17 protein-coding genes are annotated in these 18,378 nt (G+C 36.4%); 15 read left to right on the forward strand and 2 right to left on the reverse strand.

The annotated features are described in order from the left end of the window. The first annotated feature begins 11 nt into the window (after positions 1-11). The 5 genes from atpA to K9N40_05200 are packed head-to-tail and all read left to right on the forward strand — an operon-like array spanning position 12 to position 5,678. Positions 12-1,511, forward strand: coding sequence for a F0F1 ATP synthase subunit alpha (atpA, locus tag K9N40_05180; protein MCF7813846.1), 1,500 nt, complete (start codon positions 12-14; stop codon positions 1,509-1,511). Positions 1,512-1,538: 27 nt separating this feature from the next. Next, the gene (gene atpG, locus K9N40_05185) at positions 1,539-2,393 is read left to right on the forward strand and encodes an ATP synthase F1 subunit gamma (GenBank protein MCF7813847.1); all 855 of its coding nucleotides are present in this window, start codon (positions 1,539-1,541) and stop codon (positions 2,391-2,393) included. A gap of 27 nt (positions 2,394-2,420) precedes the next feature. Then, a complete protein-coding gene (gene atpD / locus K9N40_05190) occupies positions 2,421-4,010 on the forward strand; it encodes a F0F1 ATP synthase subunit beta (protein ID MCF7813848.1) in 1,590 nt (529 codons plus the stop codon). A gap of 12 nt (positions 4,011-4,022) precedes the next feature. Beyond that, complete coding sequence (atpC, locus tag K9N40_05195) at positions 4,023-4,421, forward strand: ATP synthase F1 subunit epsilon (GenBank protein MCF7813849.1); 399 nt, start codon at positions 4,023-4,025, stop codon at positions 4,419-4,421. A gap of 3 nt (positions 4,422-4,424) precedes the next feature. Further along, positions 4,425-5,678 carry a putative glycoside hydrolase gene (locus K9N40_05200; protein ID MCF7813850.1) on the forward strand — a complete coding sequence of 418 codons (1,254 nt, stop codon included), beginning with the start codon at positions 4,425-4,427 and terminating at the stop codon, positions 5,676-5,678. Positions 5,679-5,700: 22 nt separating this feature from the next. Here the strand turns inward: K9N40_05200 and K9N40_05205 are convergent, their stop codons facing one another. Then, complete coding sequence (locus K9N40_05205) at positions 5,701-6,366, reverse strand: PTS sugar transporter subunit IIA (GenBank protein ID MCF7813851.1); 666 nt, start codon at positions 6,364-6,366, stop codon at positions 5,701-5,703. A gap of 111 nt (positions 6,367-6,477) precedes the next feature. Here K9N40_05205 and K9N40_05210 point away from each other — a divergent pair, with 111 nt between their 5' ends. The 10 genes from K9N40_05210 (at position 6,478) to K9N40_05255 (ending at position 17,276) form a co-directional block, all read left to right on the forward strand. Then, complete coding sequence (locus tag K9N40_05210) at positions 6,478-6,966, forward strand: hypothetical protein (GenBank protein ID MCF7813852.1); 489 nt, start codon at positions 6,478-6,480, stop codon at positions 6,964-6,966. Then, on the forward strand, positions 6,960-7,685 hold the full coding sequence (locus K9N40_05215; protein MCF7813853.1) for an rRNA pseudouridine synthase: 726 nt from the start codon (positions 6,960-6,962) through the stop codon (positions 7,683-7,685). The genes K9N40_05210 and K9N40_05215 overlap by 7 nt, the downstream gene beginning before the upstream one ends. Before the next feature lie 3 nt (positions 7,686-7,688). Continuing rightward, on the forward strand, positions 7,689-8,765 hold the full coding sequence (locus tag K9N40_05220) for a YchF family ATPase (protein ID MCF7813854.1): 1,077 nt from the start codon (positions 7,689-7,691) through the stop codon (positions 8,763-8,765). Positions 8,766-8,777: 12 nt separating this feature from the next. Beyond that, complete coding sequence (locus K9N40_05225) at positions 8,778-11,048, forward strand: DUF87 domain-containing protein (protein MCF7813855.1); 2,271 nt, start codon at positions 8,778-8,780, stop codon at positions 11,046-11,048. Next, positions 11,041-11,649: an outer membrane lipoprotein carrier protein LolA gene (locus tag K9N40_05230; protein ID MCF7813856.1), complete on the forward strand. Its 609-nt coding sequence runs from the start codon at positions 11,041-11,043 to the stop codon at positions 11,647-11,649. Before K9N40_05225 ends, K9N40_05230 begins: the two co-directional genes overlap by 8 nt. Before the next feature lie 12 nt (positions 11,650-11,661). Next, positions 11,662-12,717, forward strand: coding sequence for a mannose-1-phosphate guanylyltransferase (locus K9N40_05235; protein ID MCF7813857.1), 1,056 nt, complete (start codon positions 11,662-11,664; stop codon positions 12,715-12,717). A 222-nt stretch (positions 12,718-12,939) separates the two neighbouring features. Continuing rightward, a complete protein-coding gene (locus K9N40_05240) occupies positions 12,940-15,954 on the forward strand; it encodes a hypothetical protein (protein ID MCF7813858.1) in 3,015 nt (1,004 codons plus the stop codon). A gap of 50 nt (positions 15,955-16,004) precedes the next feature. After that, a complete protein-coding gene (locus K9N40_05245; GenBank protein MCF7813859.1) occupies positions 16,005-16,286 on the forward strand; it encodes a type II toxin-antitoxin system Phd/YefM family antitoxin in 282 nt (93 codons plus the stop codon). Next, complete coding sequence (locus tag K9N40_05250) at positions 16,273-16,602, forward strand: type II toxin-antitoxin system RelE/ParE family toxin (protein ID MCF7813860.1); 330 nt, start codon at positions 16,273-16,275, stop codon at positions 16,600-16,602. The genes K9N40_05245 and K9N40_05250 overlap by 14 nt, the downstream gene beginning before the upstream one ends. A 119-nt stretch (positions 16,603-16,721) precedes the next feature. Continuing rightward, positions 16,722-17,276, forward strand: coding sequence for an HD domain-containing protein (locus K9N40_05255; GenBank protein MCF7813861.1), 555 nt, complete (start codon positions 16,722-16,724; stop codon positions 17,274-17,276). Here K9N40_05255 and K9N40_05260 read toward each other — a convergent pair. After that, on the reverse strand, positions 17,273-18,220 hold the full coding sequence (locus tag K9N40_05260) for a CPBP family intramembrane metalloprotease (GenBank protein ID MCF7813862.1): 948 nt from the start codon (positions 18,218-18,220) through the stop codon (positions 17,273-17,275). The two genes, K9N40_05255 and K9N40_05260, sit on opposite strands and share 4 nt — an antisense overlap. Positions 18,221-18,378 lie beyond the last annotated feature (158 nt).

An 18,378-nucleotide genomic window follows, 5' to 3' on the forward strand; every position in this document is an offset into this window, starting at 1 on the left:
TAGAGGTCGGTATGAAAATACAACCAGAAGAAATAAGTTCGATCCTGAAAGATAAGATCAACAATTTCAAATTTGAGATAGACATTGCTGAAACCGGAAAGGTTGTTCAAGTGGGCGACGGAATTGCCCGTGTGTATGGAATGAACAACGTGATGGCTGGCGAAATGATAGAATTTCCCGGTGGAATTGTAGGAATGGCTTTGAACCTGGAAGAAGACAATGTTGGATGTATTATTTTTGGTGAAGGTGAAAAAATCAAAGAAGGCGATATTGCCAAACGAACCAAGAAAATTCTCCAGGTTCCGGTTGGAAAAGCAATGCTGGGACGCGTAGTAAATTCGCTGGGAGAACCAATCGACGGCAAAGGAAAAATTAAAGCCGAAGAACATAATCCTGTGGAACGCAAAGCTTTGGGTATTATTCAACGTCAGCCGGTAAAAGAACCACTGCAGACAGGACTCAAAGCTATTGACTCCATGGTTCCGATCGGTCGCGGTCAGCGAGAATTGATAATTGGGGACAGGCAGACTGGTAAAACAGCTATTGCAGTCGATACTATTTTAAACCAGAAAGATACCGACGTTATTTGTATTTATGTAGCAATCGGGCAGAAAAAATCTTCCGTAGCAAAATTGGTAAAAATCCTGGAACAGCATCAAGCCATGGAATATACTATCGTGGTTGCAGCCACTGCATCCGAATCAGCATCATTACAATATCTGGCACCATTTTCCGGTTGCACAATCGGAGAATTTTTCCGCGATAAAGGCAAACATGCTCTAATAATTTATGATGATCTTTCCAAACAGGCTGTTGCTTACAGAGAATTATCGCTGCTGCTGCGCCGTCCTCCCGGTCGTGAAGCTTATCCCGGCGATGTTTTTTATCTTCATTCCCGTCTTTTGGAGCGTGCTTCCAAATTGAACGAAAAATTGGGTGGCGGATCGTTGACAGCTCTTCCGATCATCGAAACTCAAGCTGATGACATTACTGCCTACATTCCTACGAACGTAATCTCGATCACAGATGGACAGATCTATCTGAGTACCAGATTATTCCATTCTGGAATCAGGCCAGCTATCAACGCCGGACTTTCCGTTTCTCGTGTGGGTGGGAGTGCTCAGATCAAAGCAATGAAAGCTGTTACCGGGCAAATGCGTTTAGACTTGGCTCAATATACAGAATTAGAAGCTTTTGCCAAGTTTGGTTCCGATCTGGATAAAGCAACTCAAGCTCAACTTCGTCGTGGTGAAAGATTGATTGAAATCCTAAAGCAAGATCAATACGAACCTCTTCCGATAGCTAAACAGATTTTTATTATCTTCATGGCAAACGAAGGCTATCTGGATGAAATCGAAAAAGGAAATGTAAAGAAAGTTGAAGAAGAACTTTTTAACACTTTGGATGCACAATACAAAGATTTCATGAAAGAACTGATCAAAGGAAAAATATCTGACGAAAATAAAGAAAAAATGCACGACATCTGCAAGAAAGTGATCGCAAAATTTTAATGGTAGAATGCAAGGAATGAAGAATTAATGGCTAACATTAAAGAGATTAAAACCAGAATTGAGAGCATCAAAAATACAAAGCAGATAACCAATGCTATGAAAATGGTAGCTGCTGCCAATCTGCGAAAAGCTCAGGACAGAATAGTTAAAGCCAGACCTTATGCAGATGTTATCGATGAAATGCTGCGTTCTATCAAACTGAAAAATGCTTCAAATTTACATCCGCTGCTGGAAGATTCGGAAAAAAATGATAAAACAGCTGTGATCATCGTAACTTCCGACCGAGGAATGTGTGGATCGTTCAATTACCAGATCATTAAAAAATCAATGGAATATATCCAAAAAAATCCCAAGACCGATATAATCTGCTTGGGTAAGAAAGGATATGATTATATCAAGAAGCGTTCAGATAAGATCATCAAACCTTATCTGAATCTTTTTAATGAAATGAATTTTGATATTTCTACCGATGTAGCAAATCAGATCACAAACCTATTTTTGGAACAGAATTATGATAGAATCGATGTGATTTACAATGAGTTTAAATCTGCAATTCAACAGGATATTATAGTAAAGCAACTGCTTCCAATTATGCCCACAGAAGATGAAGATATATCCAAGCTGGATTATATTTATGAACCTGATGAAGATACCATCATCGATGAGCTGGGAAGAAAATATATTCATGTGGAGATCTGGCGCATTATGCTGGAATCTTCTGCAGCTGAGCAGGGAGCCAGGATGACAGCAATGGATTCTGCTACCGAAAATGCATCCGAATTGATAGAATCACTTACATTAAAATACAACCGGGCAAGACAGGCTGCTATTACGACTGAAATAATTGAAATTGCTTCCGGAGCAGAAGCAATCCAAAAGTAAAATGAGATAAAATTATAAGAGGTATTTATGGTTGAAGGAAAAGTGATACAGGTTATCGGACCTGCTGTCGATGTAGAATTCCCGGAAGGTAAGCTGCCGGCAATATATAACGCACTAAAAATATCGAGAAAAGGTTTTCCGGACTTGATCCTGGAAGTACAAATGCATCTGGGAGAAAATAAGGTCCGAACCGTGGCAATGGATTCAACAGACGGTCTGGTTAGAGAACAGAAAGTTATTGATACTGGCGAATCGATTTCTGTTCCGGTAGGTGAAGAAGTTTTAGGAAGAATTTTGAACGTTGTTGGAGAACCGATCGACGAACAAGGAGAAGTGAAATCTAAAGAAAGATATCCTATCCATCGTCAAGCACCGGCATTTGAAAATCTTTCTACCGAAGAAGAAATTTTGGAAACAGGAATTAAAGTTGTGGATCTGATCGAACCTTATTCTAAAGGCGGAAAGATCGGACTTTTCGGTGGGGCAGGAGTTGGTAAAACAGTTCTCATTCAGGAATTGATCCGTAACATTGCTATCGAGCATGGCGGATTTTCTGTATTTTCCGGTGTGGGAGAACGTACTCGAGAAGGTAATGATCTCTGGCTGGAAATGAAAGAGTCAGGCGTTATCGATAAAACTGCTCTGGTTTTCGGGCAGATGAATGAACCTCCTGGAGCACGCCAGAGAGTTGGTCTTACAGGACTTACAATAGCTGAATATTTCCGCGATGTATCCAAAAAAGATGTCTTGCTTTTCATCGATAATATTTTCCGTTTTACTCAGGCAGGTTCAGAAGTTTCTGCACTTCTGGGAAGAATGCCGTCTGCAGTTGGATATCAACCAACTTTAGCATCAGAAATGGGTGAATTGCAGGAACGAATTACTTCTACAAAAGACGGATCGATCACCTCAGTTCAAGCTATTTATGTTCCGGCAGACGACTTGACGGACCCGGCTCCGGCAACTACGTTTTCACATCTTGATGCGACAACAGTATTGGATAGAAGAATTGTGGAATTGGGAATTTATCCGGCAGTTGATCCACTCAGTTCTACAAGTAGAATTCTCGATCCCAAAGTTATCGGAGAAGACCATTATTTTGTGGCACGTGAAACACAAAGAATAGTTCAAAAGTATAAAGATCTTCAGGATATTATTGCAATCTTGGGAATGGATGAACTTTCCGAGGAAGATAAAATTACCGTAAATAGGGCAAGGAAACTGGAAAGATTTTTCTCACAACCGTTCTTTGTAGCAGAAGAATTTACCAATACTCCCGGAGTTTATGTTCCGCTCAAAGAAACAATTGCGGGTTTTAAAGCAATTATTGATGGAGATTGTGACAGCTGGCCCGAACAGGCATTTCTTTATGTAGGAAATATAGAGGCTGCTGAAGAAAAGGCAAACAAATTTTCAAAGAAATCTCAGCATAAAGTGGAAAAACAAAATTCTTCGGAAAAAGATGAAAAAAAATCTGATGAAGAATCTGTTAGCGAATCTTCAGACAGAGCAAAAAAAGAGAAAGTAGAAAAAGAAGAAAAGAATAAAGATAAAAAGAAATCTACTTCCAAAGCGAAATCAAAAAAATCACCAATTAACAAAAATAAAAAGAAATAGGCATTTTACTGTATGGCAAAAATAAAATTGGAGATTATTCAACCGGTTAAAAAGAAGATCGAGGGCGAGTATGATCATGTCATCGTGCCAGGAGTAGATGGTGATTTCGGCATCATGGAAAATCATACTCCATTCATAACCAAAATAAGACCTGGAATTTTACAACTTTTCAATAATAGAAGTTCGGAAGAATATGCTGTCCACGACGGATTCGTAACCGTTGATGACAATATCGTTAAAATCGTTTGTGATGTTATCGAACATCGATCGGAAATAGATAAAACCAGAGCAGCATCAGCAAAAAAACGAGCTGAAAAGAGATTAAAAAGCAATCAAGAAGATACAGATTTTAGAAGAGCAGAATTTGCCCTGAAAAGATCACTGGTCCGCTTGGAAGTTATCGAGAAATAGTAAATGAAGAAAATAAATAATTTGCAGGGTGGCAAGTTGTCACCCTTGTTTTGTATAAAAAAGTTTTATTTTCTATGTGTTCTTTTATTATTTTCATTTTATCTGTTTTCTCAAAATATCCAAACTGATGTAAAACAAGACGGCAATAAAAAAGTTGACAGCAACAAATATAAACAAATAGAAAATGTAGACGATAATGAAAATAACAAGAATGAAAAAAATAAATCACTGCGAGAAGATTTCATTCAAGGCTTATATTTAACAGCTTACAAGGCTGCAACAAATGACTTTCATAAAATTTTAGACCAGGCACAAGAGGCTGGCATTAACACGGTCGTTTTCGATCTCAAGAACATGAATGGAGACGTTTTCTTTTCAATGCCTCAAAATTCGTTTCTAACGAACGAAAATCTTAAACCGATAATTGATATTCCAAAAGTGGTTAACGTGCTTCATTCGCGAAATATGAAAGCCGTTTCCAGAGTGGTTATGTTCCACGATGAATACAATGCAGAACGCGATTCCACTTTGAGAGCCGCAAATTCTGATGGAACTGCCTGGGTTGAAAGTGAAAGAAGAGGACCTTCCTGGATGGATTCTTCAAATCCAAGGGTACAAGAGTATCTTTTTAGTCTTATAGAGCAAATTGCAAAATCTGGTGTTGATGAAATCCAGATGGATTATGTGAGATTTCCTACTCAGGGACATTCTGGTGATGCAATCTTTTATTTTCAAAGAGAAGATTATGAATATGCCAGATATGATTCACTTTATATTCTTCGAGATCGAGATGATATAATTTTAGAATTCGTAAAAAATGTAAAAGCAATTTGTGATAAGTACAATGTTTCTCTTGCTGCCGATGTGTTTGCAATTGTCGCCTGGCAGAGAAATGCCGATATCAAGTCAACCGGGCAGAATATAGGGTATTTATCAAAATACTTGGACAAGATCCATCCAATGATCTATTCATCACATTTTGCAGATAATTTTAGCTATAGAAAGAATGTTCCGAACGAAGTCTATCATTTAATGTATAAAGGTACTAAACTAACCATGGAACATGCTCAATCTGGATGTAAGGTTATTCCATACATCCAGGCAAATTCCTGGAAAGTAAATTACAAAGAAGAATATATGCATTCCCAGATTCAAGCAATAAAAGATCTGGGAGCTTCGGGATATATCCTCTGGAACTCTTCTAACAGGTACGAAAAAACACTAACCTGGATAAAGAATTTTAATTATCCAAATTAGTGTTTCACGTGAAACGTAAAATTTAGTTTAATACTTTTTTTATTAAAGCATGCTCGACTTCTTCAGCTGTTTCTGCTTCTAATAGATGTTTAAGATTTTCCTCATTCATTAATAGTTTGGAAATATAAGATATTGAAAACAGATGTTGAACATCATCATGTAATAAAAGCAGAAAAAATAATTTTACAGGTTTATTATCGATCGCATCGAATTCAATCTCATCTTTTGATCGGCCAAATAGAATTGAGGGTTTCTTAATCTTAGATGGATGGAAATGACGTGGATGTAATAAAGCAATCCCTTTTCCTATAGCTGTCGAAACAAGTTCCTCTCGTGCTACAACAACTTGATATAACCAGCGATGATCTTTTACGATTTTCAATTCTTTGGCTTTCTTTGCCATCTCTGCTATTGCTTCATATTTATTATCAGCATGAAAATCTAAAAAAACGTTTTTCACTTTAAAATAATCTGAAAATCTGCAGACTGATCTTTTTAAGGCAAGTTGTTCAACTTCCCGTTCGTTCAAATTTGCCAGCCATTCATCAACTTCAGCTTTTTGAATTTGATATGTATTCCCTTTCTTTGAAGCCTTGAATACTTTTGATTTGATCATTTCCTTCACAACGGAATCGGTGACTTTAAGGAAATTTGCTGCTTGTTTCAGTGTTAAATAATCTTTTGCCATTACTACTCCTTAATTTATTATTTCTTATGCGTTTGTAGGAATATGGAATTTTTCTGTCAAGTAGAACGAGTAATTTCTTGACAGAATCGGGCTCATTGAATTGCTAATACCATGAAAAATGTAATAATAATGCTTGTTTTATCGCTTCTGGCAGGATGTTCATATTCTGTGTATTCCAGCGGAATGCCGCATCTGAAAACAATATCAGTAAAATCATTTCAGAACAGTTCTACCGAATATGATCTGGAAGAAGAAATTTATATAAAACTTTCGGATAAGTTTTCTAATGATGGCAGGCTTTCTATTGTTACAATGTCTCCAGATTGTATTTTAGAAGGCGAAATTATGGATTATTCTAATGAAGTTCAGAATTATGGTGGCTCAACGATCGATGCCTACAAAGTTCAAATTCTTTTTAATATTACATTTACAGATCTTGTAAAAAACAAAATTATCTGGCAAAATAGTTCTCTTTTGCTTTCGGAAGTTTATTCTGCATCAGATACAAATATAACCTATAAAACTGAAGAAGCTGCACAGCAGAAGATATTCGATGATCTTTTTGATACAATTATAAAGAACTCTCTGGAAGAATGGTAAGAATCAATAAATTCCTGGCTCAGTGCAACCTTGGATCTCGCAGAAAAGTTGAAGAATTCATACTTGCGGGAAGAGTAAAAGTTAACGGCAAAATAACAAAAGAACTTGCAATAGAGATCGATGAAGAAAATGACAAAGTTGAATTTGATAATAAAATAATATCGATTGCTTCCAAAAAATATTATCTGATTTTGAATAAACCGAAAAAATATCTCGTTACTGCAAAAGATGATTTTGGGCGAAGTACAGTTTTTGATCTTGTTCCTGATTTCGGAGTTCATTTGTTCTCGGTTGGCAGGCTCGATTATATGAGTGAAGGATTGCTTATTCTTACCAATGATGGTGATTTTGCCGATGAAATTATGCATCCCAGAAACAAATTGCCCAAGTTGTACAAGGTAACTGTAAAAGGATACATAACTAATTCGGTAGTTCAACGATTACGAAATGGTGTTGTAATTTCGGGATACAAAACAAAGCCTGCAAAGGTGTTCATCAAATCCAGGAATTCTCAAAAAACAATTCTCAAGATCACTATTTCGGAAGGTAAAAAAAGACAAATCAGGAAAATGATTAAAACTATTGGTTCCGAAGTAATAGATTTAAGAAGATTGCAGATCGGCGATTTGAGGTTAAGTAAGCTTCCAATCGGAATGTGGCGTCATTTGAATAAAAAAGAGATATATACCTTGAAAAATTACAATATGGAGAATAAATAGATTATGAAAATTGGAATTATTGGACTGCAAAACTCGGGGAAAACTACAATCTTTAATGCTTTAACCGGGCAGGAATTGGAAACGACTCCATACTCTCTCCAAAAAGCTGAACCGAATTTGGGAATCGTAGAAGTACTGGATGAAAGAATAACAAAACTTTCTGAGATGTATGATCCTAAAAAAACGATTTACGCGACAATTGAGTACATTGACTTTGCCGGATTCTCATCTGAACAGGATTCTTCTGAACCAATTCCTGCAAACATTTTAGCTTTGGCAAAAACAACAGATGCTCTTGCTGTTATTGTAAGAAATTTCAGTAATAATCTTGCTGATGAAATATCGAAACTTTCTGCTCTGGAACAGATAGAAACGTTAGAATCTGAGCTTATTATGAGCGATCTTATAATTGCTGAAAATAGAAAGGAAAATATTGAATTAAGCAAAAAAAGAGGTGTCAAAGAAGCTGCACTGTTAATAGAGGAAAAAGCTATTGAAAAGGTAATTAGTCATCTGGAAAATGAAAATCCGCTGAGGACACTTGATTTGGAGTTGAATGAAAAAAAAGCAATTCGTGGATTTCAATTTATCAGCCAAAAACCAATGATGATCATTTTGAATTCTGATGAAGATAATTATGGTAAGAACGAAGAAATAATTTCAGAAATAGAAAAGAAATATAAAGCAATTGAATTTGCCGGAAATTTTGAAATGGAACTGTCGCAACTTCCTGAAGACGAAGCAGCAGAATTCATGCAGGATATGGGAATTTCACAATCAGCAAGGAACAGGCTTACAAAGCTATCTTACGACATTCTTGGAAATATCAGCTTCTTTACAGTTGGTAAAGATGAAGTTCGTGCCTGGACCATTGAAAAAGGGCAGAATGCGGTAGAAGCTGCAGGAAAAATTCATACCGATCTGGCTCGTGGTTTTATTCGAGCGGAATGTTTTTCCTATGAAAATCTGATAGAAGCTGGAAGCGAAAAAGTGCTTAGAGAAAAGGGGCAATTCAGACTGGAAGGGAAAAATTATATTGTCAAAGATGGAGACATAATTTCAATTCGCTTCAGTGTATGATTTGGAGCTAAAATGAAAAAAGAACAAAAAACAAAAGAAGTAAATAAGAATATTCAAAAACCAATTTTTGGTATTATCCTGATGCTGCTTTCCATTTTGTTTTTGGTGGCAATAACTGTTGATACCACACAATTGATCTTCGATTACAAAATTTTGCACGAAACAGGATTATCATTTTTCAAATTTATCAAACTTGAATTTCCACCAGTGTCAAATCCAATTGGTCCATTTGGTGTTTTTTTTGGATTCTGGATGGTTACAATTTTTGGAAAATTCCTTAGTATATCATTGCTTTTGGCACTTGCACTATTTGGTTTTTTTATTAGTTTCATCAAAGAAAATCATCCTATTCAGAAGATCCTCTTGTTCCTTGCTTTTGCATTTTTCTTGAATATAGACATTTTTATTTTATCAACAAAATCACTGAATTATGCTGGTAGAATTCCCTGCTTTGTTTATCAATTTTTACTTCGAATTTTCCACAATACAGGAACTTTTATAATAAGTTCTGTAGTCGTAATTATATGTTTGATTTTTATCTTTGAATTGAAGAATTGGAAAATTTTCTTTATAGGAATCGGAAAAGTGATTTCAGCGATTTTCAAATTTATTCAAAAACTATTTTCCAAAAAAGAGAAGAAAGAAAAACCTGTAAAAATTAAGAAGCCCAAGAAGAAAAAAGAGAAGAAAAAGAAAGAACCGATTGTTCCCAGAATTCGAGATCATGCAGCTAAAGAAGATACAAAAGAGCAACCGAAAACAAAACCGAAAATTAAGCCGCGTGATCTTACTCAGGATAAAGGCGAAGTTCCAGATGAACCGACGCGTGAATATGAAAAACCGCTGATCGAAGATTTTCTGACCAGTGTTCAACCCAGTCGAAAAGCCAGGGAAGAAATAGAGAAGAACATCAAGATGATATCGCAGATACTGATCGAAAAACTGGCAGAATTTGGCGTGGAAGCAGAAGTTATTAATGTGAATATCGGGCCAATTATTACACAGTATGAAATAAAACCGGCGCCTGGAGTTAAAGTCAATAAATTCCATGCTTTAGCCGACGATCTTGCTTTAGCAATTAAAGCTACCAGCATTCGAATTCAAGCTCCGATCCCCGGCCGTGGTCTGGTGGGAATTGAAATTCCCAATGTGAATCGAGACACCATTTATCTAAAAGATATCCTGCTATCCGATGAAATGAAGAAACTGGATGGCGTTCTCACTTTTGGTTTGGGAAAAGATATTTCCGGAAAACCAGTTGTGGCTGATCTGGCAAAAATGCCTCACTTACTTATTGCTGGTGCTACTGGTTCAGGAAAAAGTGTGTGCGTTAATTCCATTATCTGCAGCCTGCTTTTCCGCACAAATCCCGATCAATTGCGCTTGATCCTGATCGATCCAAAACGGATCGAGCTTTCCGGTTATGAAGGAATTCCGCATCTGGTGCAGGAAGTTGTAACGGATAACGAAGAAGCACTGATAGCTTTGAATTGGGCTGTTGCCGAAATGGATCATCGCTATGCGCTTTTGCAAAAATACAAAGTTAAAGGATTGATTTCTTATAATGCCAAAGTTAAGAAATTGAAGGACAAAGATCCTGAACTTGAAGATGATCCACTGCCATTTGTGGTGATCGTGGTGGATGAACTTGCCGATCTCATGATGACAGTTGGTCGCGATATTGAACGCCCGATTACACGTTTGGCGCAAATGGCTCGTGCAATTGGAATTCATCTGATTCTGGCAACGCAAAGACCATCCATAAAAGTTATCACCGGTGTAATCAAAGCAAACTTTCCCTCGCGAATTGCTTTCAAAGTTTCTTCCAAGATAGATTCACGAGTTATCATCGATACAAACGGCGCTGAAAAACTTCTGGGAATGGGTGACAGCTTGTTCATGCCGCCCGGAAAAGGGCAAACCGAAAGAATTCACGGAGCTTTCATTTTACCACAGGAAATCCTCGATCTCATCGAATACCTGAAAACTCAACCCAAACCGGAAAAGGAGATCAAAATTATCGATGATGAACAGCCGCTTCTCGGTGAATTCCAATATGATGATGAACTTTTCCCGGAAGCTGCAGTCTGTGTTGTTACTGCCGGACAGGCTTCAGTTTCTATGCTGCAGCGGCATTTTAAGATCGGTTACGCTCGAGCCGGAAGACTTGTCGATATGCTGGAACAGGCTGGAATTGTAGGACCTCATGTAGGCAGTAAATCACGAGAAGTTCTGGCAACTGAAGAGGATATGAAAATTTATGGCTACATTCCCGATGAGTAAATTATTCCTGGTTCTAATTTTAATAGCTTCAATTTCATTTTGCCGGGCAGATGAGCTGGACGATATCTACGATGCAATCCTGATAAAATATTCCAAAGTAAAGTTTTACGAAGCAGAATTTGAACAGGAAAATTATTGGAAAAGTATTGATGTAACTCAATCTTCACATGGCATGATCTATTTCGATGTCGATAATTTCCTGATGAAATATGAACAACCGGAAGGGCAGATTCTGTTTATTCAGAATGATACAGTAACCATTTATGATGCTGCCACAAATCAAGCGATGATCTCAAATAATATGAATATCGAATTACGTCCGGTAAATCTGATCTCGGAATATTGGGAAAGTTCCGATAAAAAATTAAATTTTTCTGAAAACGATTTAACTAAGATCACTTTGAAAACAGAGATAAATGAGACAATAACTTTACTTCTGGAAGATCATATTTTAGCAGAACTCACGATTCATGATGAGGATGAAAATTTCGTTTTGTATAAATTCAAAAATGCCAAAATCAACGAGCAACTTCCTGCCGGTGTTTTTGATGTAGAACTTCCTGAAGATGCAAATATTATAGATAATCGAGTAAACAAATAAACGGAGAATTTAATGATAGCTTTAATTATGGCTGGCGGAGTTGGAACGCGTTTTTGGCCGCTCAGCAGAGAATCCAATCCTAAGCAGTTTTTGAATATTTTATCGGATCGATCAATGATCCAGATGACCGTGGATCGTTTGACTTCCAAAATAAAAATGGAGGATATTTTCATCGTTACAGCTGCCTCGCAAGTGGAACTGACCAAACAGCATTTACCGGAATTGCCGGAAGAAAATATTATTATCGAACCTTTTGGCATGAATACAGCTCCCTGTATTGCGCTCAGCGCGTCATATCTGGCTCGTAAACATAAAAAAACAGAAAGTATGATAGTTTTGCCAGCAGACCATTTAATTGCCCTGAAAGATGATTTTCTGGCTTCCCTGCAAATAGGGGAAGAATCGGCAAATTTGGATAATCTGGTTACGTTTGGAATTAAACCGAATTATCCGGCTACAGGTTACGGTTACATCGAAGCCGGAAAGAAGATCGATGAGCAGAGATTTTTTGTGAAACAATTTAAGGAAAAGCCTGATATGGAGACAGCTCAGCAGTTTCTGGAAGCAGGAAATTTTTTCTGGAACAGCGGCATGTTCATGTGGAAGATCGAGACGATCCTGCAAGCTTATAATGATTATCTTCCCAAAGTTAATTCCATTTTAAAAGAAGTTAATGCAAAATGGGACAAAGTTGGATTATCAGCCGATTTCAGCGAAGAATACAAAAAAATGCCCAAAATCCCAGTCGATATCGGAATTATGGAACAGGCAGAAAAACGTGTGGTAATCCCTGTAGATTACGGTTGGAGCGATGTGGGCAGTTGGAAAGCACTTTACGATATTTCCCAAAAAGATGAAAATGAAAATGTGCTCAAAAGTGATTCTGAAATCATTGAAAGCAAAAATAATTACGTGAATTCAGCTAAATTTGTATCCTTGATTGGAGTGGAAAATCTGGTCGTAGTTGAAAGTGAAGATGCACTTTTGATAGCAGATAAAGATAAAAGCGAAGACGTGAAGAAAATCGTTGAAAAACTAAAAAATAACAAAAAGAAAAAACTTTTATAAATCCCCTCTTGAGAGGGGTGCGGCTTTAGCCGCGGGGTGTGTTTTCTTACTTGTCACCCTGAGCTTGTCGAAGGGTATGGCATTAAAAAAAAACAGGTTCCTTTCCATTAGATCGGGAAGGATTTTTCTTCTTGACTCAATTCATTTAAAATCAATACATTGTAAGTAGAATTTTTTTTGGAGAAAAAATACTACATCTAACATTGGATGAAGGAGTGAATTGTGAAGAGATTTCTTTGGATATTAATTTTATTTCCCCTCATACTTTTTGCTGAAACTCACATTCCCGCTGGTCCTGTTTCCGGCACTTGGGATTTCGCAGGCTCACCTTATCTCATCGATGGTGAAATTGAAATTCCCAATGGACAAACTCTCATAATCGATCCGGGATGTCTGATCGAGTTTCAAGGGCATTACAAATTTAATGTTCAGGGAAGATTGCTGGCAGTTGGAACAGAACAGGATTCGATCAGGTTTACAGTTGCTGATACGACAGGATTCAGTAATTTCAATTCTACTGATGGCGGCTGGCATGGAATACGATTAGAAAACACTCCCGCAACGAATGACTCATCTAAAATAATATATTGTATTTTGGAAAATGGGAAGGCAATGGGTGATGTTCCTGAGGATAGAAAAGGTGGGGGAATTTACATTTTCGATTATTCAAAAATAGAGTTTTCAAATAATTTAATCCAGAATAATTATTCAGAAGCTTTTGGCGGAGGAATGTTAGTTTTTAATAGTGAAATGGTTATTAAAAACACAAAAATTTGTAATAATTTTAATTATGGAATTTACGGTCTTGGAAGTAAAATTGAAAATTGCATAGTTTCTAACAATCTGGGAGGTGGAATTTGTGGAATTGATACAATTAAAAATTCAAAAATATTTGATAACCAGGATGTTGGAATTGAAAGTTGTGAATTACTAATAAGTAGTGAAGTTTACGATAATCTATATGGCATTGAATCATTTTGGCAAAATTGTTCAGTAATAAATTCTTTAATCTATAACAATAATATTGGAATGGTGTTTTGGGATGATGAGTGTTATGTTAACTGCGTAATAAGTAATTGTACTTTTGCAAATAATGTAAGTGGGTTAAATGTCGATGGGATGGGGCAATGGAATGCAACAGATGTTATTATCACAAATTCTATTTTTTTTAATGATGATGATTTCCATTTAATTGGCTATGGGATTACAGCTACTGCATCATATTGTCTTTTTTCAGAAGAGCCTACCGGTTTCTCATCTTTGCAGCACATGTTATATTCCGATCCTTCTTTTGTTGATCCGGCAAACAATGATTTCCATTTGGAATCCTATTCCCCCTGTTTAAATAACGGCACTCCCGACACAACAGGATTGAATCTTCCCGAATATGATTTGGATGGCAATCCCCGCATTTACCAAGGAACTTATCCTATTATTGATCTTGGTTGCTACGAATACCAGGACGATCCTTCACAATTTCCGGCAATAACTATTCAGAATGATAATATCGAATTCGAAAACTGGTCACCAACCAGCGGAAATTCACCATCTCAGGAATTCATAATCTTTAATACAGGCATGGAAAACCTAAGTATTACCTCTATCGAATCACCCGATGGTTTTCTAATTCGACAGTCAGGAACTTATGTTCAATCTCTTCCGGGTTTTGAATTACTTCCTGCAACAAACAGCCAGATTGAAGTAGTTTTTGCTCCTTCTTCTACTGGAATGTATTCTGACGAAATTCATATTTATTCCAATGCTGTTAATGGAAGTGATGCAACCGTACAAGTTTCGGGTGAATCTGATGATGATTACCATATTGCTGCAAATATTTTGTCTGATACCATTTGGGATTATGATACAGTGATTGTTCATAATAACATATCAGTTTATCAAGGAATAAATTTAGAAATTCTTCCAGGCACAACAATTAAATTCAATTATTGCAGCATGGATATTTATGGAAATCTGATTGCTGAAGGGGAAGAAGATAACATTATTACTTTTACAGGAAATACAATTTGGAAGGGTATAAGAATCATATCTCCGAATGAAGCACCAATCATTGAGTTTTGCAAATTTGAAAAAGTTAGAAATAATAGTGGTAACTTAGTCACTTTATATTTGAATGATTGCCCAAATACTGTTGTTTCAAATAGCATTTTCTACGATAATAGGAATGTGACAGCCCCAGCTTGTTTAAATATTACTGATACAAATGTCGAAATCAATAATTGCCTTTTTGATAGTAATGTTTCCTCTCATTATGAATATAATTATGGACAACCACCCTGGGGAGGTGAAGAAGCTGCCATAAAGACTGTTAATTGTACAGTTAGCATAAATAGTTCAAAATTTGTTAATAACTACTCAGGATGGGGTGATGGTGGATCACAGAGCATTATTAATTGCGAATCTAATATTGAAAATTTGAAGATAATAAACTCACTTTTTGGAAATAACTCCTCTGCCTGTCTAATCTCTTCAAATGCCGGATTGGAATTTACAAATTGTGTTTCAGGCGCGGATCAAGGATACATATTTTATTGGGAATATTTGTCTGTAATTAATTCAATTCTTTGGAATGATGATGAAACTTTTCTAAATGTTTGGCACTATGGAACCGTTGCTGATATCTTGCATTCTGATATTAGAGGAGGTCAAAACGCGTTTTATCAAAACAATACTATTAACTGGTTGGAAGGTAACATCTCTTCCGATCCTCTCTTCATCGATCCTGATAATGGAGATTATCGTTTACTTGCCGATTCTCCCTGCATCAATGCCGGAACTCCAGATACAACTGGTTTAAATCTTCCTGCTTACGATCTGGATGGCAATCCCAGAATTTACGATGGAACAATTGACATGGGTTGCTACGAATGGCAGGGAACTCCCATAAATAGTGAGGAGTTACCAGTTGTGAGTTATGGGTTGAGTAATTTCCCCAATCCATTCAATCCTTCCACCACAATTGAGTTCAATTTACCTCAAAATTATGAAAGTGCAAAAATAGAAATTTACAATATCATAGGACAAAGAGTAAAATCATTGCCTGTCATCCTGAGCGATGCGCAGCATCGTATCGAAGGATCAGGCACGCCAAATAATTATTCAGTAGTTTGGAACGGTTCAGATTCAAACAACAAACTCGTTTCTTCTGGAATATACTTTTATCAACTGAATGTGGATGGCAAAGTAAAGAAAACTAAGAAAATGATGCTAATTAAATAAAACCCTTGACCTAACTAAATTTGGACTTAATTTAGTCGCAGGAGGTTGAGATGAAATATAGTGAAGCCATAAAACCAATCAGTTATCTAAAAGCAAATGCTGCCAAAATATTGAAAGAAATCTCTAAAACACGTTCTCCGCTTATTATTACACAAAACGGAGAAGCTAAAGCTGTGTTGCAGGATATCAAAGAATACGAAGAAATGAAAGAAACTTTGGCCTTATTAAAAATACTAGCATTGGGAGAAGAATCAGTAAGAAAAGGTGAGGTTAAATCTGCTGATGAAGTTTTTTCTGAGATTGAAAAAAAGATAGAAAATGATCAAAAATAAAGAGCTTATTTTCACCAAACAAGCTGAAGATGATCTTCATTCAATATACGATTACATTAAAAATAACGATTCAGCTGATGCTGCTCAAAAAATATACTATTCTATTAAAGATAAATGTACAAAGTTAAAAAGTTTCTCAAATATCGGACATATACCACCAGAATTAGAAATTCTTTCAATTTACAATTATTTTGAAATCAACTTTAAGCCATATAGAATAATTTATAATATTACCAAGAGGGAAGTAATAATTTTTGGCATTTTTGATGGTCGTAGAAATTTATCGGATATTTTAGCTAAAAGATTGTTGAAGTAGATTTATCTAATTTATTCGCATAAAAATACCCTCCCTTACTTACCGGTCAGCTTTTGGTACATTCTATCAATAATTCTATAGTTCTTGACTTCTACTAAACGAAAATTTCCCTTAATCACATGAAATGGAAATTTGATAATAAACCTGACAATGACGAAGCTGTCATCAATACTTTTCAGTATTTTCTGCGATTAAAAGCTCTCTACCGCCAGGGCTGGCTGCAGCGCAATGTTCCCGATATTAAAACCGAATCTGTTGCCGACCATTCTTTTGGAATTGCCATGCTTGCCCTTCTACTTTGTCCTCCAGAATTGGATAAATTAAAAGTTCTGGAAATTGCTCTTCTGCATGAAACCGGTGAATGTATAATTGGCGATCTTACTCCCTGGGATAATTTGACAGAAGAAAAAAAAAGTGAAATGGAAAAAAATGCAGTAATCAAAATCTTAAGCAATCTTCCGGACGACAAAAGACTGATCTCACTCTGGGAAGAATTTGAATATGAAACAACAGAAGAAGGCAAATTCGTGCGGCAGCTGGATAAACTTGAAATGGGTTTGCAGGCAGAAATTTACGAGAAATTTGGTGAAAATGATGCTAAAGCTTTACTGGAATCTGCACATCAGAAAGTTACGGATGAGAAGCTGAAAAAGTATCTTAAAAAATTAGATTAACCTTTTCCCAATTTCTCTCCTTCCTTAAGCAAAATAAAAAACACCACAGCCACAAAAATAACGCACAAAAGAGCTGTATCCGTAAAATTATTGATTTCCAAAGTATCGGCATTGAAAATTGTTTTAAAATCGGTAGAATCGTTCATGAGGCCATGAAAAGCAATTCCGATTAAAATGCTGCCACCCAATCGATTATAAAAGTATGTGATCACGATCGAATACAAAATACACATCAAAGTAAAAACGAAATAGAAGGTTATAAAATCAAGAAATGGTGTAAAGTTAAGTTTTACCGGAATGTGCCACAAAGACCAGATAGTTCCAAGAATTATGCTCGCTTTCAGCGGACTCCATTTTTTCTGTAATCTGGGTAATGCAAAACCGCGCCAGCCGATCTCTTCCATCAAACCTCCGCCATCGAAAAACAAGCTGGTAATAAAGAGAAAAATCATTTCCCACCCAGAATAAACAGGATGAATTTTCAAAAGATTAGAAGTTTCCACATCACTGACATAATTGCGCAAAAAAGAATAAACGAGATTTATCCCAACAGCCAAAAGAATTGCCTGTAACCAAATTGAAACCCCCTTCCTTAAGGAAATCTTAGAAGACCAGAATCTGAATCTGCTGAATAGCTCTTTGAGGCCTTGTTTTTTCTTTAAAATATAAGAAATTATGAGAGCGGAAATCGAAGCGGTAGCCGGCCATAAAAGTAGAATCAAAGCATACCAGATTCCACCGTGAACTTTCAGAGCGATCGGTATAGAATATAAGATATTTGTGTTGTAACCTTTGCCTTCTGTAACTGCATCGATATCACTGCCAAAATTTGGAAAATGTGTAAATACTAAAAAACCATACGGTATAACAAGAACAGCAAGAATTATAGCTAACAACCAGAAGCTGAGAACTGGCCTTTTTTCAAGGCAGTTTTTCAAATTCATAAACTCTCCCCAAATAATCAAAGGTTCTGTAACACAAAACCTTCTTTTTTTTACGTTAACTAATTATTTTCTATACAAATATACCATAGTGGGAAAATCTCCCCCAAAAAATTAGAGTCCAGGCCAATTCCTGAGAGAGATAATCCCATGAAAATTAT

The organism is Candidatus Cloacimonadota bacterium (assembly GCA_021734245.1).
Classification (GTDB): Bacteria; Cloacimonadota; Cloacimonadia; order Cloacimonadales; family TCS61; genus B137-G9.

Excerpts from the sequence above, each read along its gene's own strand:
- atpA (MCF7813846.1), top strand. The coding sequence starts at position 12 with ATGAAAATACAACCAGAAGAAATAAGTTCGATCCTGAAAGATAAGATC.
- atpG (MCF7813847.1), top strand. The coding sequence starts at position 1,539 with ATGGCTAACATTAAAGAGATTAAAACCAGAATTGAGAGCATCAAAAAT.
- atpD (MCF7813848.1), top strand. The coding sequence starts at position 2,421 with ATGGTTGAAGGAAAAGTGATACAGGTTATCGGACCTGCTGTCGATGTA.
- atpC (MCF7813849.1), top strand. The coding sequence starts at position 4,023 with ATGGCAAAAATAAAATTGGAGATTATTCAACCGGTTAAAAAGAAGATC.
- K9N40_05200 (MCF7813850.1), top strand. The coding sequence starts at position 4,425 with ATGAAGAAAATAAATAATTTGCAGGGTGGCAAGTTGTCACCCTTGTTT.
- K9N40_05205 (MCF7813851.1), bottom strand. The coding sequence starts at position 6,366 with ATGGCAAAAGATTATTTAACACTGAAACAAGCAGCAAATTTCCTTAAA.
- K9N40_05210 (MCF7813852.1), top strand. The coding sequence starts at position 6,478 with ATGAAAAATGTAATAATAATGCTTGTTTTATCGCTTCTGGCAGGATGT.
- K9N40_05215 (MCF7813853.1), top strand. The coding sequence starts at position 6,960 with ATGGTAAGAATCAATAAATTCCTGGCTCAGTGCAACCTTGGATCTCGC.
- K9N40_05220 (MCF7813854.1), top strand. The coding sequence starts at position 7,689 with ATGAAAATTGGAATTATTGGACTGCAAAACTCGGGGAAAACTACAATC.
- K9N40_05225 (MCF7813855.1), top strand. The coding sequence starts at position 8,778 with ATGAAAAAAGAACAAAAAACAAAAGAAGTAAATAAGAATATTCAAAAA.
- K9N40_05230 (MCF7813856.1), top strand. The coding sequence starts at position 11,041 with ATGAGTAAATTATTCCTGGTTCTAATTTTAATAGCTTCAATTTCATTT.
- K9N40_05235 (MCF7813857.1), top strand. The coding sequence starts at position 11,662 with ATGATAGCTTTAATTATGGCTGGCGGAGTTGGAACGCGTTTTTGGCCG.
- K9N40_05245 (MCF7813859.1), top strand. The coding sequence starts at position 16,005 with ATGAAATATAGTGAAGCCATAAAACCAATCAGTTATCTAAAAGCAAAT.
- K9N40_05250 (MCF7813860.1), top strand. The coding sequence starts at position 16,273 with ATGATCAAAAATAAAGAGCTTATTTTCACCAAACAAGCTGAAGATGAT.
- K9N40_05255 (MCF7813861.1), top strand. The coding sequence starts at position 16,722 with ATGAAATGGAAATTTGATAATAAACCTGACAATGACGAAGCTGTCATC.
- K9N40_05260 (MCF7813862.1), bottom strand. The coding sequence starts at position 18,220 with ATGAATTTGAAAAACTGCCTTGAAAAAAGGCCAGTTCTCAGCTTCTGG.